General features: G+C 39.7%; 24 protein-coding genes and 1 pseudogene. 7 read left to right on the top strand and 18 right to left on the bottom strand.

Annotated features, from left to right (window positions below; translation table 11 throughout):
• Positions 1-7: 7 nt before the first annotated feature.
• The 7 genes and pseudogenes from V4B18_RS04800 (at position 8) to V4B18_RS04770 (ending at position 8,076) form a co-directional block, all read left to right on the top strand.
• Positions 8-1,108 carry a phage tail protein gene (locus tag V4B18_RS04800; RefSeq protein ID WP_455475336.1) on the top strand — a complete coding sequence of 367 codons (1,101 nt, stop codon included), beginning with the start codon at positions 8-10 and terminating at the stop codon, positions 1,106-1,108.
• Positions 1,108-4,269 (top strand): DUF4815 domain-containing protein, encoded by a 3,162-nt coding sequence (locus V4B18_RS04795; protein ID WP_455475335.1) that lies wholly within the window; start codon positions 1,108-1,110, stop codon positions 4,267-4,269. The genes V4B18_RS04800 and V4B18_RS04795 overlap by 1 nt, the downstream gene beginning before the upstream one ends.
• Positions 4,270-4,280: 11 nt before the next feature.
• The gene (locus V4B18_RS04790; protein WP_455475334.1) at positions 4,281-4,895 is read left to right on the top strand and encodes a hypothetical protein; all 615 of its coding nucleotides are present in this window, start codon (positions 4,281-4,283) and stop codon (positions 4,893-4,895) included.
• 15 nt (positions 4,896-4,910) lie between these two features.
• Positions 4,911-6,569, top strand: coding sequence for an RCC1 domain-containing protein (locus V4B18_RS04785; protein WP_455475333.1), 1,659 nt, complete (start codon positions 4,911-4,913; stop codon positions 6,567-6,569).
• Positions 6,570-6,606: 37 nt separating this feature from the next.
• Positions 6,607-6,789 (top strand): annotated as a pseudogene (locus V4B18_RS04780) (phage antirepressor Ant); the annotation flags it as partial.
• A 283-nt stretch (positions 6,790-7,072) separates the two neighbouring features.
• Complete coding sequence (locus tag V4B18_RS04775; protein ID WP_455475332.1) at positions 7,073-7,801, top strand: phage antirepressor KilAC domain-containing protein; 729 nt, start codon at positions 7,073-7,075, stop codon at positions 7,799-7,801.
• Positions 7,798-8,076 carry a hypothetical protein gene (locus V4B18_RS04770; RefSeq protein ID WP_455475331.1) on the top strand — a complete coding sequence of 93 codons (279 nt, stop codon included), beginning with the start codon at positions 7,798-7,800 and terminating at the stop codon, positions 8,074-8,076. The genes V4B18_RS04775 and V4B18_RS04770 overlap by 4 nt, the downstream gene beginning before the upstream one ends.
• 160 nt (positions 8,077-8,236) lie before the next feature.
• Here V4B18_RS04770 and V4B18_RS04765 read toward each other — a convergent pair whose 3' ends face one another.
• The 18 genes from V4B18_RS04765 to V4B18_RS04680 form a co-directional block, all read right to left on the bottom strand.
• A complete protein-coding gene (locus V4B18_RS04765; protein WP_455475330.1) occupies positions 8,237-9,049 on the bottom strand; it encodes a DNA adenine methylase in 813 nt (270 codons plus the stop codon).
• Positions 9,050-9,351: 302 nt separating this feature from the next.
• The gene (locus tag V4B18_RS04760; RefSeq protein WP_455475329.1) at positions 9,352-9,570 is read right to left on the bottom strand and encodes a hypothetical protein; all 219 of its coding nucleotides are present in this window, start codon (positions 9,568-9,570) and stop codon (positions 9,352-9,354) included.
• Complete coding sequence (locus tag V4B18_RS04755) at positions 9,551-9,766, bottom strand: hypothetical protein (protein ID WP_455475328.1); 216 nt, start codon at positions 9,764-9,766, stop codon at positions 9,551-9,553. The genes V4B18_RS04760 and V4B18_RS04755 overlap by 20 nt, the downstream gene beginning before the upstream one ends.
• Entirely contained in the window at positions 9,699-9,926 is a 228-nt protein-coding gene (locus tag V4B18_RS04750; RefSeq protein WP_455475327.1) for a hypothetical protein, read from the bottom strand. Before V4B18_RS04750 ends, V4B18_RS04755 begins: the two co-directional genes overlap by 68 nt.
• Positions 9,923-10,588 carry a lysozyme gene (locus V4B18_RS04745; protein ID WP_455475326.1) on the bottom strand — a complete coding sequence of 222 codons (666 nt, stop codon included), beginning with the start codon at positions 10,586-10,588 and terminating at the stop codon, positions 9,923-9,925. Before V4B18_RS04745 ends, V4B18_RS04750 begins: the two co-directional genes overlap by 4 nt.
• 12 nt (positions 10,589-10,600) lie before the next feature.
• The gene (locus tag V4B18_RS04740) at positions 10,601-11,050 is read right to left on the bottom strand and encodes a hypothetical protein (protein WP_455475325.1); all 450 of its coding nucleotides are present in this window, start codon (positions 11,048-11,050) and stop codon (positions 10,601-10,603) included.
• Positions 11,047-11,805: a phage late control D family protein gene (locus V4B18_RS04735; RefSeq protein ID WP_455475324.1), complete on the bottom strand. Its 759-nt coding sequence runs from the start codon at positions 11,803-11,805 to the stop codon at positions 11,047-11,049. The genes V4B18_RS04740 and V4B18_RS04735 overlap by 4 nt, the downstream gene beginning before the upstream one ends.
• A gap of 2 nt (positions 11,806-11,807) precedes the next feature.
• Positions 11,808-12,026 (bottom strand): tail protein X, encoded by a 219-nt coding sequence (locus tag V4B18_RS04730; protein ID WP_455475323.1) that lies wholly within the window; start codon positions 12,024-12,026, stop codon positions 11,808-11,810.
• The gene (locus V4B18_RS04725) at positions 12,008-12,451 is read right to left on the bottom strand and encodes a phage tail protein (RefSeq protein ID WP_455475322.1); all 444 of its coding nucleotides are present in this window, start codon (positions 12,449-12,451) and stop codon (positions 12,008-12,010) included. Before V4B18_RS04725 ends, V4B18_RS04730 begins: the two co-directional genes overlap by 19 nt.
• Positions 12,423-14,501, bottom strand: a complete 2,079-nt coding sequence (locus V4B18_RS04720) for a hypothetical protein (protein ID WP_455475321.1) — start codon at positions 14,499-14,501, stop codon at positions 12,423-12,425. The genes V4B18_RS04725 and V4B18_RS04720 overlap by 29 nt, the downstream gene beginning before the upstream one ends.
• A 12-nt stretch (positions 14,502-14,513) precedes the next feature.
• On the bottom strand, positions 14,514-14,621 hold the full coding sequence (locus V4B18_RS04715) for a GpE family phage tail protein (protein ID WP_455476535.1): 108 nt from the start codon (positions 14,619-14,621) through the stop codon (positions 14,514-14,516).
• Between the two features lie 35 nt (positions 14,622-14,656).
• Complete coding sequence (locus V4B18_RS04710) at positions 14,657-14,959, bottom strand: phage tail assembly protein (protein ID WP_455475320.1); 303 nt, start codon at positions 14,957-14,959, stop codon at positions 14,657-14,659.
• A gap of 2 nt (positions 14,960-14,961) precedes the next feature.
• Complete coding sequence (locus V4B18_RS04705) at positions 14,962-15,471, bottom strand: phage major tail tube protein (protein ID WP_455475319.1); 510 nt, start codon at positions 15,469-15,471, stop codon at positions 14,962-14,964.
• Complete coding sequence (locus tag V4B18_RS04700; RefSeq protein ID WP_455476534.1) at positions 15,471-16,886, bottom strand: phage tail sheath subtilisin-like domain-containing protein; 1,416 nt, start codon at positions 16,884-16,886, stop codon at positions 15,471-15,473. Before V4B18_RS04700 ends, V4B18_RS04705 begins: the two co-directional genes overlap by 1 nt.
• 110 nt (positions 16,887-16,996) lie before the next feature.
• Positions 16,997-19,057, bottom strand: coding sequence for a hypothetical protein (locus V4B18_RS04695; RefSeq protein ID WP_455475318.1), 2,061 nt, complete (start codon positions 19,055-19,057; stop codon positions 16,997-16,999).
• Positions 19,030-19,836, bottom strand: coding sequence for a hypothetical protein (locus tag V4B18_RS04690; protein WP_455475317.1), 807 nt, complete (start codon positions 19,834-19,836; stop codon positions 19,030-19,032). Before V4B18_RS04690 ends, V4B18_RS04695 begins: the two co-directional genes overlap by 28 nt.
• Entirely contained in the window at positions 19,833-20,246 is a 414-nt protein-coding gene (locus tag V4B18_RS04685; protein WP_455475316.1) for a VRR-NUC domain-containing protein, read from the bottom strand. The genes V4B18_RS04690 and V4B18_RS04685 overlap by 4 nt, the downstream gene beginning before the upstream one ends.
• Positions 20,243-21,667 (bottom strand): DEAD/DEAH box helicase, encoded by a 1,425-nt coding sequence (locus V4B18_RS04680; protein ID WP_455475315.1) that lies wholly within the window; start codon positions 21,665-21,667, stop codon positions 20,243-20,245. The genes V4B18_RS04685 and V4B18_RS04680 overlap by 4 nt, the downstream gene beginning before the upstream one ends.
• Positions 21,668-21,671 lie beyond the last annotated feature (4 nt).

Here is a 21,671-nt window from a genome sequence, read left to right as displayed (position 1 = left end):
TCATAAGATGGCAATTTCGCTTCCTATTCCTCATACAACAGCTTTTGAAGAAGCTTTAGTACAAAGCGTATTTTCTGCACCATTGTTGGATGATGCAATTTCTGAAATTGCACGAACAAAATTAATTACAAAACCCGCCTCAATCCTCCCATATCTAATTGATGAGTACGGTTTAAGTGAGCTTATCCCTTATTTACCAAATATTTATCAGTTAATTGAGGATGGTATAAAATGGCAAAAGCAACGTGGTTCTCTTGCCGCTCTAATTCAAGCGTTAAGTTGGTTAGATTTAGAAGCCACTTTTCAAGCAGCATTACCAACACGCCAATGGTGGAACAGTTTTGAGCTTAACTTTACAAATTTTCCCAAAGATGATGCAAATTTAACATCTTTAACAGCACTTATCGCTTTATCGTCTTGTCTACGTTCAGATTTTCGACGTGGAATTTGTGGGTATGATGCCCCCGCTTTCATTGCAGACCATAGTGTTTTAGATAATGCCATGTTGGATTTTGAAAGTGGGATAAAATTTGGTAATGCGCAATGGTCCTTTGGTCGCACAACAGAAATTGAACACACGCTCAGTGAAAACGAAGGCAAACGACTTGGTAATTGGTTGCCTCTAAGTGAAGATGATTTGAAATGGGTAAATATGCACTACCCATGGGTGACAGCTAAATTTCCATGGATTGATACAGGTGCACGTGCACGTCGAATCTTGATGGCAAGCTGGTTTAACAAAAAAATTTGTTATTTAGCATTTTATGATAGCGACAATACACTGATTGGTTATCGTCGTATCCGTTCTTCTCGTGCAGTTAATTTAGCAATCGATGGTGCTTATCACTTCAAAAATCAAGCTTATCAAGCATCATCGTCTGGCGAATATTTATACTTAGAAGCCATGACAGATTTTAATGATTGCGTGAGTCATTTATCGCACATAAAGGTAATTGTTGAGCCAAAATTGGTCGGTGATACCCCTATTGGAACATTATGGCTCACACCGCAACAATTAACAGGTGGCATTTCTATTATTACCACCCCCCTTTCCTTACCATTACGTGCCACTGTGCGTGAGCAAATCAAAATTCTTGTGAGGTTCTGATGCGTAACCATGAGAGCAACTTAGAAAATGCCTTTGATCGTGCTAAAGGTCATCCTGAACAACAATCTGTAGTATTTTATGGTAGAAATGCCTTATTACAAAAAGCTGAACTCAATGAAATGCAAACTATTATCCGTGGACGCCATGACCGCTTGGGAAAGCTTGTTGCTAAAGATGGTGATCGCATTGAAGGTGCTACAGCAATTGTTGATATTGCTCGCGCTAAGGTAACATTATCAGCAGGAAAAATTGCTCTTGCTGGCGATATCTTTCCCGTAAAAGAATGCGTGCTGGAAAATATACCAATGTCTGGACGTATTGAGATTGGCGTACATTTGACACGCAAATTTATTACACACCTAGATGACCCAAGCTTACTTGGTCAAGAGCTTGGAAGTTTAGCTGAAGGCGAGCCTGGAGCAGCGCGTGAAATCGTAGAGATTCAGTGGATACATCCAAATGAAAACAGAAATGGTGAATTTTATTCTGTTTATGTTTTACAAGATGGCACAATCTTGGATCAAAAAGGTCCATCTTTATTAGAACCAGCTATTAACGCCATTGCTGCTTATGACCGTGCTCATGGACATTACGTAGTCAAAGGTTGCTATGTTACTGCCCTTGGTCACAACAAAGGCGCACAAATATTCACCATTCAAGAAGGTGAAGCCAATATTAACGGACGCAAATCTGTTCGCCATGCCAGCCTGCGACTAGCTGAAAATGAAAAATGGGATGAAGCTTTTGTTCCAGGAGAAACGCATATTTACAAAGGCAATGAAACAAACTTTCGTTTTTCCCTAAATAAAACACCAATTGCAGAGATTAAATCTATTCTTCTCACCAAAGAAAAAACAGCGACTGTTACCCGTGGTGCCATAGCTTTTGGACAAGATTCTTTACCCGACAGCTCCATTGTTAGCGTGTTAAAAGTAGTTCAAGGCACAGCAGAATTTAAAGAAAATGTTGATTTTACCATGCGTGGGAATATTATCGACTGGAGCTTAGCAGGGAAAGAACCCAAAAGCGGATCAACTTATCGTGTAACTTATCGCTATCGTGATAAAGTAGAAGCAACAAACCAAACTTCTACCGAAATTACAGTAAGCGGCGGTGCTGAAGATGGTGATATTATTGTCAGCTATACATGGAAAATGCCACGAATTGATCGTATCGGACTTCTGGAAGACGGTAGCGCTGTTTACATTAAAGGATTGTCAGCACCAAATCAGCCTCTTACACCACAAGTACCAAGCAATGTCTTATCATTAGCAAGCATACATAATGATTGGATGAATACGCCAGTTATAAAAAACGACGCGTTTCGTTCTATCCCTTATTCAGATTTACAGCGCGTTATCAAGCATCTTGATGATCTAGATCGTATTGTGCAACTAGAGCGGATAAAATCTGGTATTAACGCTAAAGATCCCATGGTTAAAAAAGGCATATTTGTTGATGGATTTATTGATCAATCAAACCGAGATTTGGGGACTAAACAAGATGCAAGTGTGGGGAATGGTGTACTTGAATTGCCAATTAAGACTACATTTTATACGCTATCTCTTGATGCTCCTGCTACATTAGATTGGAGCGAAGATGTTATCATTAGTCAGCAACAAAAAACTGCCTGCACGAAAATTAACCCTTATGCTAACTTCGAGCCATTACCAGCTTCAATCACACTCAATCCGATTGCCGATTTTTGGACAGAACATCGTACAGAATGGGGAGAAAATTTAATTAATGATTATTGGGTTAGTGGGAGTCGATCAGGAGCAAAAACAGAGCGTACAGAATACAATGAAAAAATTGGTGAACACCAAGAAAATTTACCATTCCTACGACAAATTCCTATCACATATAAAATTAACGGTTTTGGAAAAGGGGAAATTTTAAAAAGCCTTACATTTGATGGCTTAGATGTAATGCCAAAAACAAAAACCGTTAGTAATGATAAGGGTGAAATTGCCGGAAGTTTTACTATTCCCGCAAATATTCCCGCAGGTACGAAGCAAATTTTGGTCGAAGGAATGAGCGGTGCTAAAGGTTTAGCAATGTTCACAGGTCAAGGTGTTGTGGATATTGCGACTATGCGACGCAATATCACTATTCGCCGCTGGTGGTACAGTAACCCAGACCCGCAGGCACAGTTATTTTTGCCCGATCAACCACGACAAATTGTTGGGGTTAGATTTCATGTGTGCAAAATTGGCAATAAAAACAATGATCTTATTGTCGAGCAAGTAACAACCGATAACGGATATCCAACACAAGATGTTGTAGCTCAAGCAACCGTATCAATGAAAGACGCTACAACAAACTGGATGACAGCATACTACAACTTACCTGTTACCACAGATAATAGCACATTATCAGCTTTTGTTATTAAAACTGATGATAATAAGCACTCTGTAAGTTTTGCTAAGCTTGGTGACTTTGATACTGAGCGTCAACAATGGATAACAATGCACCCTTATGTCGTTGGACCACGCTTTTCATCAGTTAATGCACAAACATGGACAGCACACCAAGATGAGGCTTTAGCTTTTGAAATTATTGCAGCTAAATATAAAAATCTTGAAAAACAATTAGAGCTTGGCGAAATTGAATTGAAAAATTGCTCTGATCTACAAATTCGTGCCGCAGTAGAATTGCCATCCAATGAGTGTTCAGTGATATTTGAAGTGATACGCAAGAATGGTACTGTCTATCAATTATTACCTGCACAAGTATTGAGTTTATCAGAATATCTTAATGAAACTGTAACCATACGCGCTATTCTTAAAGGAACGAAAACACTATCACCTATTCTTTATGCGCCAGTAAAAGTAATGGCAGGAGAAATTAAGCAGAATGCTAGCTATATCAGCCGTGCGTTTCCACTAAACAATCGCGATGGTGATACAGTTAATCTCTCAGCTCATATTAAAACTTATCTGCCAGCTGGAGCAACTGTTTCCGTAGCTTTAAAAATTGATGATGGAAGCTTCAAACCAATAATTTTGGAGATGAACGAACCACTGTCAGAACCATTATGGACAGAGCGCAAATTTAGCCAAAAGAATTTGCATGGTTACCAAGCACAATTAAAAATAGAACTATCAGGCAGTCCGCAAGCACGAATAGCCTGTTCCGACTTCGGCGTAGCAATCGTGTGAGGAGTGAAGGAATGACAAAGAAAAGTAAAAATTATCAGTTACACTTGCCAGAAGAAACTCGAACTATTGCTGATGAATTTCCACTGTTACGCACCAATCTTGAGATACTTGATGTAGCGCTAAAAAACATCAGTAATGCAACTGATAACAAAGCCGATAAAGAGCACCAACATGCGATGAAGGATGTAAACGGATTAGAAGCTGCTTTAAACGGTAAAATGTCTGCTAACAAAGAGATTAAGCTTGGCGATTTATCTGACGTATCTGGTGCTAATATCGCTGCAAATAATTATGTGCTTGCTAAGCAAACAATGGGCTTTGGGTTTATGTCACCCGCTGCTGCACTAGGGCAACATAATCATAAAATCACTGATGTTATAAATCTTGAGACGTATCTAGATAACCTAGCACATAGTGACAATGTCTATAGCAAAAATGAATCCGATTCCCGTTTTTTAGAAAAGACCCGTGGTGTTTTTTACGGACTAAATGTGGACGGTGCTAAGCTCACACTGACGACCGGAAAAGGAAATTATGAAGTCAATAATTTTGATAGTTGGCTCATAGGGCTACCTGATATCGTCTTTACTATTAATGACAATGGCCACCTCATTCTCACAGTTTAAAGGAATAACAATTTTATGACACAGATTAGTCTTGGAAATATCCGTATAAATTGGCGTGGTGCTTATGATAATATGGCGCACTATGTTCGCCATGATGCAGTGTTTTATAAAGGTTCTAGCTATGTCGCAAAACACGCAATAAACAACGTAATTCCAACCCAAGGTGATAATTGGGATTTGATGGCAGCTGGCTCTGATCAACTAATAGAACAAGGTGATCTTCTCACACACAATGGTACTATGCCAGTGCGTTTGCCACGCGGAAATAATACACAAGTTTTACAAATGGTTGGAACTACGCCCTCTTGGCGCAATCAAGCACTTGACCCTTCACGCCAAGTTTGGAAGCTTTCTAATGTAAATCAAAGTGGAAGTATAGATACTCGCGTTTACTTAATGGCCAATGGATTAATTAAAGCCTGTGGATCAGGCACTGATTTTTCTAATGGAAATCCTGCTGAAAAAAGTATTTATATTCCAAGCACTATTACACCTGAAGATCCTGATATCCGTTTTGTTGAGGTTTATTCGGGCGGATTCCAACATTATGCTTTAACAGAAAATGGAGAAGTTTGGTCATGGGGGCGTAATCTTGCCGGACAATTAGGACATGGAGATACGGTTGCACGCGCCCTACCAAAACGCATCGAATATTTTGTCAAATATGGTATAAAAATTGCTCGTATCATCACTAATCGTCCTAACTACTACGATTCTGGCTTTGCATATTTTTTAACCACTGACGGTCGCCTTTATGGCTGTGGCCATAATGGCTATGGTAATATGGGTATCGGAACTACAGTAAATCAATATACCCCTATTCGTTGTGGCGCTTTAGAAGATATCGTAGATGTCGGAATATCAGCCTCACCCTGTACAGTCTATGCTATCAACAAAACAGGCGCATTATGGGTTTGGGGATGTAATAATTTTGGTCAACTAGGGCTTGGTGATACAACAAATCGTTCTTCTCCAACCTTAAATACCACCATGACAAATGTATATAAAGCAATACCCACTTGTGGTTATCTCAGTGATGGTACTGCACCCGTTGGTTCTGGCTTTGTGATCAAAAAAGATGGCAGCATTTGGAGTACAGGGAACAATAATAATGGTCAGTTGGGACTTGGCGATACAACCAATAGAACAAGCTTTACCCAAATCACACATAAAGATAAGTTTACTGATATTGCTGTATCTGATGGCAAAAGCTGCACTGTTGGAGCACTAACCGAAAAAGGACATGTCTATTTATGGGGTGCAAACAGTTATGGACAACTTGGCAATGGCACTACGACACAGATAAACGCACCCTACTGGCCAAATCATTCCTTTCAAGGTAAAGTAAAAAAAATAAAAATTTGTGGTTGCTTTGGCTATAATGGCACAATTATTCAAGCGGACAATCAGCTTTGGGCGGCAGGTTATAGCAGCAACGGCAATCTTGGTATAGGCAAGAATACTTCTTCTAACACACGCTTTACCCGTGTATTAGGAGTCTCTGGCAAAATTGTTGATTGGAATCTTTATGGTATCTCATCAAGATGGGGCATTGGTCTTCTCTATGAAGATGGTCGTGTAGACGCTTGTGGTATTAATAGCACTTATGGAGAAACTGGTACGCAAACCGGAAATCTGCATGATGTATTCAGTCTTAAAAATGTGATTTTTTAAAGGTGTTTGTTTTCGCAATAGCGTTATTTTAAATATTTATCACCTCACGCTCGACATGGCGAAGGAGCTTGCCATGGTAGAGCGTAATGATAAAGACAAACAAGCACGTCAGTACTTTATCGAGTGCGAGCGACGTGCGAAGCAAATCGCAGCACCACAGATTGACTACTTCAGTTCTGAAGTAATGCTCGGTATAAAAGATAAAAACGAACGGAAAGAAATTTTATTCGTTGACAATATGGCGAGAATATGTCTATCCTTGATTCAGGTGCCTCAAAAACACCTTAAGCGAATAGCGGTCAGATTACCGAATAATCTTTTCCCGCTCATTTAATGTTTTGACTCATGATACGCTACGTGTGTACAATGATTTTGTCGGGTGTGGTTACACTATACAATACCCTTACGGGGAAAGTGTAACGACGGACTATTCGCCGTGTTTTTGAGCACCCGGCACTCTTCTTGAGTGTCAATCAAAAACATCTAACGAATAGGAGTTCATCATGAACACTCTTATAAAAATTACAGAAAGCACTGTTAATGGTGCAACGGTTCAGACTATGTCTAGCCGTGAAATTGCAGAATTGTGTAATAAAAGGCATGACCATGTTATGCGAGACATCAAGAAAATGCTTGAAGAGCTTAACGCCCCCAAATTTGGGGCGGTTGATTTTAGTGGCACTTACACTGATGTGAAAGGTGAAAACCGTCCTTGTTACCACCTTCCCAAGCGTGAATGTTTAATTCTTGTGTCAGGTTATAGCACTACACTACGAGCCAAGATAGTTGACCGGTGGCAAGAATTGGAGAAGAAAGTATCAGCACCACAGATTGATTATTCGGATCCACGCACGATACTTGGTGTCATCACCCATATGCAAGAGGAGTTGCAAAATAAAGAAGCATTAATTGAACAACAAACCCCTAAGGTTATAGCTTATGATCATTTAACTCGTGCTGAGGGGACTATGTGCATCACAGATACCGCTAAAATGCTTGAAATACGTCCGAAAGATCTATTCGGCTATATGCAACAAAAACGTTGGATATATAAGCGCGTGGGTACATCTGAATTTGTACCCTATCAGGATAAGATACAACAGGGGCTTATGGATTGTGCGACGAATGTGTTTAAAAGAGATGATGGCAGCGAGAAAGTTTCTGTTCAGGCACGTGTTACAGCAAAAGGCTTGGCATACTTGAGAGAACAAATCCACGGAGGTGTGCAATGAATATCAGTATTGATGCTTTGTGTGATTCATGGATAACATTATTTCACCTTTGTAATGATGATCGTTTTGGAGATAACGATTGTAATGCTATGGTTAAGACTATGAGTATAATAGAAAATGCTCTCGTTTTAAAACTTCAAGATGAAGTTCCCAATGTTATTAAGAGTTTGGCAATCCTTACAAATTTTGGGGATTCAGGATTTCCTCAAATTATGAGTGCTTTTCTGAAGGCTTATGATCCTAGTTTGGAAAGTCCTGTTATAAAAGTAGCTTAACTTTATCACGAAATTCCCGTCTTCCCGTCTTCAAGACGGGAAGTATTAAGATCATTGTAGCTTGCCACCAGGTTTTGTACCAATCCATTTTTTTCAAAGGGTTTTCAAGGGATCTCCAAAGGGGCTTTTAAAGCCCCTCAACTCAAAGAGTATTTTTTTGTTAAAAAGCGCAATTTGTGATGATAAGCTCCTTGGCAATGTTTGAACCGCCAAATGAATAAAGTGTGGTGACCTCTTTTATATGAAATTGACTAAAGGTTTTCCGAATCTCTGGTACGTCGTTTAAAGAAAGAAGAAACTTGCCTTTTAATTGCGCAAGAATCGTCGCCATCACCGGATAATCTTCCCGCTTAAACAAATCCTTCCCATAGTAATCTTCAACACCCCAATAAGGCGGATCAAGGTAAAACAAGACATTTGACTTATCATAGCGAAGCATAAAGTCTGACCAATCTAAATTCTCAATTATGACCCCTGCTAAGCGGCGGTAAAGAGGCTCTAATAACGCTTCAACCTTAAAATAATGAAACCGTACGCTGCGATCATTTCCAACACAAAACGTGCGATTAACAACTTGACCATTAAAGCCTAATCTTTGAAGATATAAAAATCGAAGAGCACGCTCTAAATCGGTTAAATCCTTTGGATCTTGTCGTGAGAGACGTTGAAACTCCTGACGACTGCTGATCTGAAACTTCAAAAGATCCATAAATGGCTGATAATGGCGTTGCAAAACTCTGAAAAAATTGACCACATCCCCTGAACGATCATTGATGATTTCTACAGAAGGGATCAATTTTCTTCTAAAGAAAATTCCTCCCATCCCAATAAAAGGTTCAGCATAAATGTTGTGCGGAATCTCTTCAATGATTTTGACAAGGGTTTTGGCCAACTTTCTTTTGCCACCAATATAAGCTGCTGCTGGTGTCACAGGAGCAACAGATTGTAATGTTTCAGAATAAATTGTCTCCATACTTTATTAACTTCTTCCATACATAATAGCCGCCTTCTCATTGCTTCAAATGATAAGAATGGCTGCGATGTTATGTCTTTTGGCATCGGACGGGTTTGTCGCTAAACTTTTCCCGTTGGCTGGATAACCAGCCCAGCCTTTTATTTTTGGTTTTGCTTCTCCCCTTGTTTTGCTGCTTCACAGATAATTTTTGTGGTATGGAATAATTATCGAACGTATCTCTATGAAATACGTCTTTTTTTATCATATAAAAATATAATCGAGATTTTTTAAGAAAAGATGATGTGTTTTATATATGTTTTTCAATTTTTTGAAAACCACTGCTTCAAGTGTGCAAAGATACTGTCTAGTGCATCCATAAAGCGTGCAAATTCAAAAATGAATAAAAAGATGATAAATACGATCCATTTCATAAAGCGAGACATCATTTTTACACTTTGGTAGGTAACAATCATCTCTTGAAGCATTTTTTTTTCTGCTTCCGTAAGTTCTGTTATTTGCTCAGTCTTTTTTCTGGCCATGTTTCCACCCGCACAAGCATTCACCTTGCTTGTTATGCTTTAAGATATCTCTTGCTAAGTTTGAGCTGATGGAGTTCAGATCTTGTTTGCTTAAGTAAATGGGCATCCAACCTAGACAGGAAACAGACCTATTTGTCGCGCACCCAGTCAGAGAGATCAGCACGCACATCAGCATCACTTTTCTTGTTAATCTCATTTTCCACCCTAAGCCTTGTTGTTGCTGCTTCTAAAGCTTTCTTTGTTTGCTTCTGTTGTTCAAATTTCTTTCCAAGGTAAAAGGCTTTCGCTATAACAATAAAAAAAGCAACCAAAGCTGCCATCATGAGTATCAAGTTTTTCTTTATCCGCCAGATCATAAGCGTTGCTCATGAAAACGCTTGGCTATAAACATAACACCGATACAGGCAGCTATAATCATAATGGCTGCCAAAGCCCATTGAACTGGGCCATTGCCCGCTAACAAGCCTCCAAACCCAGAAAAAGAACTAATAATTGGTGCAAGAATTTCTGCTTTGAAAGCACCTGTTGGTTCTTTTGTTTCTACCGGTTGATAATTTGAACAAACATAAGACCCCTTTGCCCATAAACCTGCTTCTGCTGCACGGCGATTTACAAGACCTTGAAGACGTTTTCCCCCTGCTTTACTCCATCTCTGTAATTCGGCTGGCACTGTTTCATAATCCCCTTTATTCAGCTTTTTGAGCAATGTCGAATTGCAAAAAGCCGTTCTCCCTACATTATAACAAAAAGATACCAATGCCGAGAATTGCTCATCCGTTAAAGGGACAGCAACTGCTTGCTCAACAGTATTCTCAAATTGTTTTAAATCTTGGCAAAGAATAGTTTCTGCTTCTCTTTCCGTGATACTCATACCTTTATGCACCAAAGGTTCTCCAGCAGTACTGGTATGGCCATAACCAATTGTCCATACATCAATAGCATCCTGATAAGACTTTAATCGCAAACCTTCCCATTGTTTAATAAGCCTTAGCCCTTCTTTATTGATTGATCGCGTCATACTTTTTCCTATTTAAATAAAATCGTCTTTGTCTGTATGTGTGTTGCTGTCCTCCAGCTTGTAATTTTCAGAAAACAAATCATCTGAAGATTGGTGGCTCCCAGCAAAAACTTCACATTCAAGACTGGTTACAAAACCACTAAGGGCATCAATTTTGTGTTTGACAGTTTTTATGCGCCACTCTCGTGGAATATATGGTCTAAAGGCAGGATTTAATCGTAAAACTGCCTCCGCCATGATGTTAGGATTTCCGCCTATATCGCACGAAAATTTAGCTTCACCTCGCAAAGAGCGATCTTGATAAGTTTTAATAGCAGATTTAGCCTCATCTTCATTGTGATACGTATAACGCAAGTCACAGTAAGGAGGGCTTCCAATGGTCACAGATTTTTTTTCACCTGCTTGAATATCATGGTACCAAGCACGCACACCACCACTCTTCCCTTCAGTCTCCACACTCATATAAGATCATCCTTATCTGTGTGGGTATTTGGATTGGTATAAGTAGCGCCACCTGCCGCTGTCTGATCACTTCCTGAACCGCTTTTTAAGCCACTTGCTGTACCCACTTCTTTTCGAGCACTATATTCAAATGACCAGTCAGAACAGTTTTTTTCGGATATCTCTAATGTGGGCAAGCTTGTTCCCGTTATAGATTTGCCCGTTCCACGTACTGCAAGAACCAACTTATTTGACATCGGGCGGGCTACAGCATCATAATGATTAGCAAGCCGCACCGCAAAAGACATATCGCTTTCATTATGTTGATCAGCATGGGAGATTATTATATCTCCTACAGCTGGATCAATCATACTTTCGTAACCATTCCGCACCGCTATTTCTTCAATGATTTTACCCAAAGTCATTCCATGCCATGATTGCGTGTGTGGTGTGCGATAATTTTTCCCCATTGCTGCAGCATGACCTGTGACTTTGAGTGTGCGTGGTGATGGGCTAACACTGATCTCATCAATAAAATAGGTACCAATCGCACGCATTCCCTTTCCTTCATAACCCAAGCTTACTTCAATAACTGTATTAATCAGGGGAATATCTAAAACAGCATCATCCACCTCACGTGGACTATCATCAAGCTCTATGGATACTTTATCACTCTTATGATCAGCTTCCTCGGTTATTGCCAAAGATATAAGACGGGTAGATATTTTTTGTGTTATATCGTAGCCGTCAGCAGTAATTTTCCAGATTGGCTTCACAGTTATTGTCCCCACAAATTAATGATAGGTCTCGTGCGCTCTTTAGGAAGTTCTGGTAATATAATCATTATCCCACTTGGCAAAACAGCACCATATTCCGCAAGATTTGAATTGGTGCGATAAACTTCTTCAACTGCAAGCGCTTGCTGATGTTTTGGATAATAGTGCCAACAAATAGCATCAACCATATCACCGTCGTGACTTAAATATTGTGCAGCCATTCTTCCTCCACATCGTCTCCATACTCTCTTAATTCTAAACTAAATTCTTGCTTAATTGGCTGTCCATAAGCGCCAAACAAATCCTGAGTTTCACTAATAGATAAAATGACATAGCGCCCCAAAACATCTCCTAAACCTGAGACAAGCCATAATGGTGTTAATTTCTCCGCCTCTTTGCGCATAGCGTGAATTTGTTTTTGCCCACCCCGCCAATTAGGAAACACGATTCCATCAAGGGTTATTTCTTTTGAGTCTTTGGAAATAATTTGGTATGCGGGTTTTCGCCCCAAACGTTGTTGCTCTACCCATGGATAGCTATCTGTCTGTGTTAAACTTTGATAAGCTGCCGTATTTAATGAAAAGCGGAAGTCCCCTAAACCCATCATCACCATGACATTAATCCGATAAACTTGATGCGAGAGCACGTCGTTGTTCAGCTGCAAATTTTGCAAGCATAGATTCTATAAGAGCTTTGATCTTAGCAGGTGAACCATCAGGATTATTAATATTAAGAGCTTCAATACGAACGGTAGCATCAATAGTATTATTGATAATCGTCTTTTGTGTTTGCAATGGTTGACAAAATGCGCCTTCATTGCTTCCATTCATTGGGACAGCAGCTTTATAAGATTTAATCCCATCTATGTTAGCAGCAAGTGAATTAATGCTATTTTCTGCATCTCCAGTTGTATTTTTTACACCTGAAGTATCAACTTTTATACCAAGCTTAGCCTTCATCCAATTTGGCATCCAACTGGTAAATTTGCCTATAGCGCTAGAAAACCAACTTTTTACATTGATCCATCCAGATTTAAGTCCATCCCAGATAAAATTAATAATTTTGCTGCCAATACTACTCCAGATTCTTGCAGCACTAGAAATTGCACTCCATATGAGAGAACCAATATTGGCAAAAAATTCGCAAATACTAGAAAATTTACTCACAATGCCATTATAGAACTCCGTGATCATTCCTGTCGCAATGCCAAGCCAATCAATATCCTTTAAAAAACCCAAAATTTTAGTAAAGAAGCCTTTGATATTCTCCAAAAGATTGCTTATCATCTCTGAAACATATGAGCCAAAATTGCTAAACCAAGCTCCTAGAGCTTTTAGCTTTGGACCAAACCAAGCTACAATTTTATCCCAATTTTTATAAAGCAATACCCCAATGGCAACCACAGCAGCAATCCCTGCAATAATCCAACCAACTGGCGTAGTCATCAGAGTAATTCCAAATCTTAAAAAAGTTACACTTAATAACTTTATAACTTTGATTAACGAACCTCCTGCTACTACCTTAAGCACATTTAATCCAGCAAACAGCTTACCTAGACTGCCAAGAACAGTCACACCTATTGATCCTGCCATCTTAAGAAGCGAAATAGACAAAGAACCTACAGCCATAACCATAGGACCAGCTATATAGAAACCCAAAACCATTAAAGTGGCTTTAAATGGTCCCCCCATAAAAGTTACAATTGGCTCTAATTTTTTAAAAAAATTTACAAAGCTCATTCTCCAAGATTCAATATTTTGACGTAAATCAGAAGCGGGGTTTAACAAGTCTTTTATTGTTTGCTCTAGCCATTTTAGTGCGCTTGTCAGCTTAGTTTGAATCCACTCTTTATTAGTTTTTAGCCATTGATTCATTACTTTGATGATATTTTCAAGAGATGGAAGAAGACCAATAGCTAAGCGCTTTTTCAAGCCACTTAAGGTTACCGATAGCTCTTGAAGACTACTTTGATAAGCATTTGCCCGTTCAACACTTGCTTTGCTAAATATAGTGCCTGATTGGCGAGCTTCTTTATAGATACTTATAAGTTGTTTATGCGTTTGTCCCATTAATCTTAGGAATTCGTCGTTATTACCACCAAATATCTTAGAAGATAAATCGATCTGCGTTTGATTATCAAGCTTACTCATTCGCTCAATAATCTCATCAAATAAGAGAACTGGATTTTTAAGTTTCCCTTTCATATTTGTAGCACTTATACCAAGTGCTCTAAAAGCTTCTGCCGCTCCCCCTTTACCAGTAAGAGCAAACTCATATGCTGATTTGTTAAGCGACTTTAATCCATCAACCATAGAAGAATTAGAAATATCAAACTTTTCTCCTGCATAAATCAACTCTTGCATAGTTTCGACATCAACGCCCACTAGCTTAGAAAATTTATCCAGCTCACTCGCAGCTTTACTAACATTATTGCCAAGAAGCGCCATAGTCGTTACAAGACCACCACCTCCAAGACCAAGCAAAGCCGTAAGTTTAGAAGCACGCCCCATTGTTTGTGAAAATGCACTGTTGAGATTTTTTACGGATTGCGTCATATTTTTAAACGACTTGTTTAGCTGACGTAACCTGAGGTCTCGTGAAAATTTGCGCCATTTTTTTTGTATAGCAGCTATGGGCTTACTAACTTTATCAACAAGCCCCAACTGCATATCAGTTTTAATAGCAGGTCTAGCCATGGTGCAAATCCTCTATTGTTGTTGCTCAGATCGCTCGCGCGCTTTTTCACGCCAAAACATTAATTCTTGGGGTGTCATAGCTAATAATTCTGTAAGCGGCCAATGAAACACGGTGGCAATATCAGCAATTAAATGAGCACACGCGTCCCAGTTTATTAACGCGCCTGCCTTCCGTTTCCCAACTTAACTGCATCATTCATTTCTGGATTTACAAAATCTTCCACAATGGCACTCAGTTTGGCAAAATCTGCAATATCGAGAATTTCCACACCTTCAGGTGGCCAATTAGAAAGTCGAGAAATCATAAGCTCCATATTCTCTATGCCGTTCTCTTCACTTATATCTCGTAAATCTTTAACTATGGGACGCCTTAGAGTAATAGTTTTATGCTCAACGCCTTCAAATGTAACAGGCTTTAAAAGTTCATAGTTTGTTTCTTTTGTAAGCTTCATTGCCATTTTTATAATCCTAAAATCCTACGTTGTTCAGCAAGTTGATCAACACCACCAATTTTTTGCACCATGTTTAAAAGGTCAATTTCTGCGTAATCAACGTCATTTTGGCGATAACGGTAATACGTAAGAGAAGCGCTTACAGTTTGCGTCGTTTTGGAACCACCTTGCCATTGAGAAAACTCCAAACCTTTGTAAAGTCCGCGCGCATTGATAATAACGCCCTCTTCTTTTTCTTTTCCTTGCGCCTTCACAGCACCACGCAAAGTGATGGCACAATCATCGTTGTTAAACAAAGTAATCAGCTTTGGATCAAAATCTGAAATAACCATTTGCATCGTTAAGGCTTCAATCCCTGTGGCAATATCTATACTTCCGTTCATGCCAGCAGCGCGATGGCTTTCAACTGTTGCGGTCAAGTTAGGTAAAGTGACGCTGTCACATCGTCCCCCATAAGAACCACCGTCCAAATAAAGATTAAAATTTGTTAAAATACGCGGTGTAGATAAAAGAGCCATTAGAGCACTTCCTCTAAATAATCATCAACAATACGAGAATGAAAAATAATATGTTCAGCAGGATAAGGCGGTGTAAAATCAATATTAAACCATGCCTTACCTTCTTTGATTGACTGCTCTGAATTAAGCTCTGGAGTAGCGTAGCAATGTCCGCCCAAAATTGCTCCAAGTGCTTTAAGTTGGCGAAGGTAAGCATTAACGCTTTCTGTAACTTCATCAAAATAAGCACTTGTGATATTGCGATCTACCGCCCACAAATGCGAACGTAAAATAGAGTCATTTATAATATCGCTTGTGCGTACCACGGATAAAAATTGCCACTTTGAATCACTTGCCAAAGTACGATTACCCCAAAGCCGATAACCATTCTCATTAATGATTGTTGCAATGCCTTGAGCATTTAACAAATTGGAACGTGAATATGGAATATCTAAGGAAAAATCAATTGGACGTGACATGCCAACAATACCGTTTATAAGCTGATTAGACGGTGACCACCAAAACCCTTTTTCGCTATCAACTTTTGCAATTACACCAGCAACAGAACTTGAAGCAGGTAAGTTTACAATACTGGTTTCTTTAAAGCTATTAATTGCACGTTTAACAAATGGATCAACCATATAGACACGTTTGTGATCAAAGTGTTTAGCATAAGCTATTGCATCCTCATCTGTAGTTGATGGACCATCAGCTACAATAATTGCACGCAATCGTTCTGCTATAGGAATTAGAGCAGTAACAACAGGATTTGCTACATTTCCAATTGTTGCTTTTGCTGTTGCTCCAGTTCCATCTCCCTCAATGATAACTGTGGGGGTGGAAACATATCCTTGTCCAGCAGCGAGCACTTGAATAGCTGTAATTTTGCCATCCTTTATAATTGCATGCGCTCTAGCACTTACTCCACCCCCATCAGATAGACTAACCTGCGCTTTCGTATAATTTTTGCCCGCATTCGTTAGTTCTATTTTATCCACACCAACCAAGCTCTGATGCGTAAATCCTGGTGCTATTAATATGCGTGGTGTTACACCGAGATTTGGCTGACTCGATAAAAAAGCAAAAATCCCAGTATCTTGACCTTCTTGATTGTATCCCCCTATGATTTTACTAAAATCATGTTCATTCTTGCCTTCTTCAACGCGCACGACCACGACAAAAGCACCAACCTGGTCAAAGATTTGTTCTATTGCTGTAGGCAATGTTCCGCGACTCTTGCCTTTAGTATCAAGCTGGCTTGCTTTCATACGAGATCCTGCAACAAGTACAGGTGTGTTCAAAGGAAAAGCTATAGGATCCGCATCAGGAGCAGTTCCCACCAAACCAATGACGCTAGATTTAACTGATCGAACAAGCCTCGGACCATCATCAATCTCTATTATTTCAACGCCATGTAAAAAATCTGTTCCAGACATGTTTTGACTTGCCCCTTCTAATCGCATCAGATGTTCGCGACAAATGCAATTATAGGAGATCATTTCTTAGCCAACAGCAGACAACTGTCGCATGGGGTGGCTTTAGTTAATTATTCAGCATAAAAAGAAGTTTTATTTTGCAACAAAGCATCAATTGGTACCGCAACATAAGGCGTATTAATCCCACTAAAAAAGTAACGATTCCCCTTGCCTGCATAAGCGCCTGGGACAGCTTTTAAAATATTACGATATTTGGTTCCGCTCCACTCTGTCCGCGCCAATATACGTTGACGAAACCCTTCATAAGTCGTACTAATTTCTACGATAGTACCAAGTTCTTTATCTTGACCAAGCCGAATGCCAAGCCGAGCTAATGCCCGAAGAGCAGACGCTTTTTCTTTGTTTTTTATAAGACCTACATTTATATCTTGATGATTGTCTGGCGCATTAGCAGCAATGTCTAACAACTCTCCAATTGTCCGTTCCCAATTCCCATCTTCTGGCGTAGAATAGCGTACCATATAACCCGTAAGATGTTCCAAAAATCGTATATTATCCTTTGGTGCATCCTTGGCCGACATATCATCCCAATTATGTTTACTTATCCATTCTAACGCATCACTTACTGTGATGTCTTTGGTAGTAGCCATTATATAAGCACCCGCTAACATTGGTCCAATCTGATCACCTAAACGTTGTGCTCCAAAGTGAATTGTTGCTGCTTCCGTAAACACATCAACATAACGACGCAAAATCGGTAAATGCAAAATTGTGCGTGCCAAAAGACGTTGAGCAAAATCAGGTGTCATAAGTGTCATAATATCATCAAGTAAACGCGCATAATGACGCTTGTTTTCTTCACTCTCAACATCACCCACAGGCTTAGTCAAAACTAATTGCGTGATACGACTTTCATCAGCATAACCTTCTATCTGCATGTTAATAGAAGAAAAAATGAACATTGAACGAGCACGATAACCTTTAACATCTTGATTTGCAGTGCCCTTATAAATCATGCCTTGACTTTCTGATGCACTGGCGCGAACATAATCCATAATTGTTTTAAGGCGCCCGCGACTTTCTAAATCACGTGGCTCGGCTTCATCAAAAATAATCGGCAAAGCATCCTGACCTAACATAGCGCGAATACCTGCTTCTGTCGTATTGCCAAGTACATTTTGTGCCGTCTCGCCAAGCGCTACTTTAACAATTTTGTCCATAACTGTAGACTTCCCTGCTCCAGCCTCACCACTGATCCACATATGGGGACGCCATTTTAAAAAGCCGCAAACAGGAGCAAGCACACACCATCCTGTAAGTAATATCGCTGAAACAGGGTTTTGCCAATGTAGTGAGCGGCACAATGCTAAAAATTGCCGTGCCTCATCTGTTGTCAATGGGTTATCTAGCTTAACAGGAATTTTCTCTCCTTCATCATACACATAGCGAGTCTGATAGTCTCCTATAGCTTGTTTTTGACCATTAACAATTAATTGATCGCCAGAGTGAAAAATCGGTGTATCATTTTCAAACCAAGCACCGCGTCCTCTTATTGCATTATGCGGTACAAATTTGCCACGTACTTTGCACGCACGAAAACAGCCATTAACTGCTGCTTTCATATCAATACCATTCTTACGTGGAAAATGTATCTCCCACCACTCTATAGGTGCCAGCACTTGCAAATTTTCAATTTTATGTGCTGAAGCTGAAAGCTTAACCACTTGTGCTACATCCAGAGGTTGATAATAAAAATATAAACCATCAATCCCAAGACAACGAAAATGTGGAGCACCAAAATTACGTAAAATTTGTTTACTCTCTTGCTTAAGATTTGTAAAATCCACAGCACTTTCTTTTAAAGGCTCATCTATTATTTCATGAGCAGGAGCTGATGATGAAAGTGCAGTATCAATCGCTTTGCGAATTGCATCAATGCCATAAAGTTGTGCTAAATCATCAAAATCTGTTCCTTTTTTTGCATCGTCACTAAACTGTGGTACCACAACAATTCCTTGAACAGCCCTAGCTGCTTCATTTGCTTTTGTAATACCTGGATTACCATCCGTAAATCGATCATTGTCGGCCATTATAATAATGCGTCGCCCTGCATAATGCTTAGCCATAATATAAGCAACAGGTTTTAGATTAGTGGCCGAAAAAGCCGCCACGGTATACTTACCCGTAGCCTGATGAATGCGTGCCGCTGTAGCATATCACCCGTAGCCTGATGAATGCGTGCCGCTGTAGCATATCCCTCAGCTATATAGACATCCCCGTCTAAATCTGGTTCCCCACCAAAGGAGTGATACGTTCCTCCGACAGGCGTGCCCCGTAAAAAATATTTCTTACCATTATCATTAATAAATTGAAGTCCGACAATCTCGCAGCCATTCTCACTAATCTGCATAACTGGTATTAAAAGCGTTCCAAGACGGGTTCTTTTTCTTTCTTCATCAGGATCAATAATATAAGAAGTTTCTTTAACAATTTGCCTTATTCCCTTTGTAGGACTTAATTTTTTTGCAAATAAATAAGGATGCCTATAATCAGCATCACAGCTGTATTTGTCCGACAGTAATACCTTTGCAACATTAGCAGCATTCCTATGCAGTAAGGCTACATGCTCTGCATGTGCCTTTCTTGCCGCATCGGTAGCTTTTTGAAGCTCATTACGCTCTTTAGCAGTGAATTTTGTATGCTTTTCTCTATATTTCCAAGTATCCTTAATGCCAAGTTTATGGTCACCAAACTCTCCATAAGCTCCCCAATCTCCTATATGTAAAAAATACCATACATATTTCTTATTACGCGCCTTATGCCCAAAGCTATCAGCACGATGAAGTTTCCCATCTGCAATAGGATGCCCGCCCTTATTGCTAGAGACATCTATAGAAACTCCTGCACGTTCCATAGCCGCAATGAAGTCACTCTTTATATTGTGCATCATTCCCCTCCATAAAACGAATGACGAGCTTCTTCAGCAGATCTGACTGTTGTCGCAAACCCTCCATTTTCATTGATGTAGTTAATAAAGTTAAGCTGCTCTTTAGTAAGTCTTCCAGAACATGACTTAACTTCCCACGCATGAAAGATGGCAACTTTTTTGCCAACCATATCAGGAGTTACAGTAATGGTCTTAAAGCCAATGAGATCACTTGATCCTTCACAAAGCCCTGCTCTTAACCAATTAGCATTAAAAACAAGACGCTCATTGCCTTTTGCACGATAAACTTGTTTTGGCGCAAGAGGAATAGATTTTCCTGTCCAGCCAGATGCTGTATTATTACGCCACACCGTAGCTCCCATATCAGACAAACGTAACTGCACAAATTTCATTAAATCTGATGGATTTTTCATGCGAACATTCCCGTCTTTGAAAATTTTTTCTTGTGACGAGCATTCATCACATGCTTTGCCCACGCATATGGATTTTTGTATTTTTTCTTCCGGCCAAGCTCAACAAGCTCCTCAAGAGTCTGTGCACTGGCTTGCTCTATTCTGCTTTCTCGAATTTTTTGTTGACGCGATACCTCAACCAATTCACCATCTTCTTGCTTTATTTCACGGCTTGCGATCTCATATTCATGTCCACATGTTGGACAATATGGTTGAGAAAGGTGAACACGATAGCACTTGGGACATTGCCGAACACTTACCTTCTCTCCTTTGTCATATATATTCCCTTTCTTCTTTTTTCTGCCTTCCAATGTCCATTCTCTATTTTCACATGGTAAACCATGTCCTCTTCCTCCTTGTGATAGAGGAATGCTATTCCCAGCATGATCAAGTATGATAGCTTCTGTTTTACCTTCAGATAGCCGCAAAGCACGTCCAACTTGTTGTAAATAAAGTGAAAGTGAACGAGTTGGACGCAACAAGATGGCGCACTCAATAGAGGGAAGATCAAAACCTTCAGAAATTAAATCAACCGAAGACAAAACGGTTATCTTGCCGAGACGAAAATCATTAATGAGCTGATCACGATTTGGACTGTCTCCGTCAATATGCTCTGCTTTAATTCCTGCTTGACGAAACTCTGCCACAACAGATTGACTATGTTTGATAGAGACACAAAAAATTATTGTCCGCTTTCCCATTGCAAAGCGTTTATAATGCGATACGACATCACCAGTAATCCTAGTACCGGACATGCGCTCAGCTAAGGTCGTTCGATTATAATCACCTCCTGAATTTGCAAGACCAGAAAGATCAGGAATTGATGGAGCAAATAATCGATAAGGAGACAAATAACTATTTTCTATAAGCCAGCTTATTTCTGGTCCATGAACGATATGATCAAACCAATCTTGAAGCCCTTCGCCATCAAGCCGCTGTGGCGTTGCGGTAAGACCAACAATTTTTGTTTTGCCTTCACGATAATAGTTATGCACCTTCGCCCATGTTGTAGCGGTAGTATGATGTGCCTCATCAGGAATATAAATATCTGGAATTGGATACAAATCCAACCTTCGCACTAAAGTTGGTATACTAGCAATCTGTACCTTTTCATTAAAGTTAGAACGATAACCTGAAGCTATAACTCCGTACGGAATACCTACGCTATCAAAGGTTTCAGTTGTTTGACGTATAAGCTCTCGCCTGTGAACGCCAAATACCACTCGACCACCACGGCTAGCTACAGTGCCCGCCATAAATGCCGATAAAGCAGTTTTTCCACCTCCTGTTGGCAAACGAAGCAAAACAGATTGATGTTTTCGCAATGCCGCCCGTAAAGCGTTAATACATTCTATTTGATAAGGACGTAAATAAAATGCCATAAAA

The sequence above is a fragment of the Bartonella sp. B17 genome, assembly GCF_053795755.1.
The sequence above is the reverse complement of the archived record's forward strand: the minus strand, read 5'-3'. Positions and strand labels throughout refer to the sequence as shown.

What these genes read in the sequence shown, in the direction of transcription:
- V4B18_RS04800 (WP_455475336.1), top strand. Translation starts at nt 8, where the DNA reads ATGGCAATTTCGCTTCCTATTCCTCATACAACAGCTTTTGAAGAAGCT.
- V4B18_RS04795 (WP_455475335.1), top strand. Translation starts at nt 1,108, where the DNA reads ATGCGTAACCATGAGAGCAACTTAGAAAATGCCTTTGATCGTGCTAAA.
- V4B18_RS04790 (WP_455475334.1), top strand. Translation starts at nt 4,281, where the DNA reads ATGACAAAGAAAAGTAAAAATTATCAGTTACACTTGCCAGAAGAAACT.
- V4B18_RS04785 (WP_455475333.1), top strand. Translation starts at nt 4,911, where the DNA reads ATGACACAGATTAGTCTTGGAAATATCCGTATAAATTGGCGTGGTGCT.
- V4B18_RS04775 (WP_455475332.1), top strand. Translation starts at nt 7,073, where the DNA reads ATGAACACTCTTATAAAAATTACAGAAAGCACTGTTAATGGTGCAACG.
- V4B18_RS04770 (WP_455475331.1), top strand. Translation starts at nt 7,798, where the DNA reads ATGAATATCAGTATTGATGCTTTGTGTGATTCATGGATAACATTATTT.
- V4B18_RS04765 (WP_455475330.1), bottom strand. Translation starts at nt 9,049, where the DNA reads ATGGAGACAATTTATTCTGAAACATTACAATCTGTTGCTCCTGTGACA.
- V4B18_RS04760 (WP_455475329.1), bottom strand. Translation starts at nt 9,570, where the DNA reads ATGGCCAGAAAAAAGACTGAGCAAATAACAGAACTTACGGAAGCAGAA.
- V4B18_RS04755 (WP_455475328.1), bottom strand. Translation starts at nt 9,766, where the DNA reads ATGAGATTAACAAGAAAAGTGATGCTGATGTGCGTGCTGATCTCTCTG.
- V4B18_RS04750 (WP_455475327.1), bottom strand. Translation starts at nt 9,926, where the DNA reads ATGATCTGGCGGATAAAGAAAAACTTGATACTCATGATGGCAGCTTTG.
- V4B18_RS04745 (WP_455475326.1), bottom strand. Translation starts at nt 10,588, where the DNA reads ATGACGCGATCAATCAATAAAGAAGGGCTAAGGCTTATTAAACAATGG.
- V4B18_RS04740 (WP_455475325.1), bottom strand. Translation starts at nt 11,050, where the DNA reads ATGAGTGTGGAGACTGAAGGGAAGAGTGGTGGTGTGCGTGCTTGGTAC.
- V4B18_RS04730 (WP_455475323.1), bottom strand. Translation starts at nt 12,026, where the DNA reads ATGGCTGCACAATATTTAAGTCACGACGGTGATATGGTTGATGCTATT.
- V4B18_RS04720 (WP_455475321.1), bottom strand. Translation starts at nt 14,501, where the DNA reads ATGGCTAGACCTGCTATTAAAACTGATATGCAGTTGGGGCTTGTTGAT.
- V4B18_RS04710 (WP_455475320.1), bottom strand. Translation starts at nt 14,959, where the DNA reads ATGGCAATGAAGCTTACAAAAGAAACAAACTATGAACTTTTAAAGCCT.
- V4B18_RS04705 (WP_455475319.1), bottom strand. Translation starts at nt 15,471, where the DNA reads ATGGCTCTTTTATCTACACCGCGTATTTTAACAAATTTTAATCTTTAT.
- V4B18_RS04700 (WP_455476534.1), bottom strand. Translation starts at nt 16,886, where the DNA reads ATGTCTGGAACAGATTTTTTACATGGCGTTGAAATAATAGAGATTGAT.
- V4B18_RS04690 (WP_455475317.1), bottom strand. Translation starts at nt 19,836, where the DNA reads ATGATGCACAATATAAAGAGTGACTTCATTGCGGCTATGGAACGTGCA.
- V4B18_RS04685 (WP_455475316.1), bottom strand. Translation starts at nt 20,246, where the DNA reads ATGAAAAATCCATCAGATTTAATGAAATTTGTGCAGTTACGTTTGTCT.
- V4B18_RS04680 (WP_455475315.1), bottom strand. Translation starts at nt 21,667, where the DNA reads ATGGCATTTTATTTACGTCCTTATCAAATAGAATGTATTAACGCTTTA.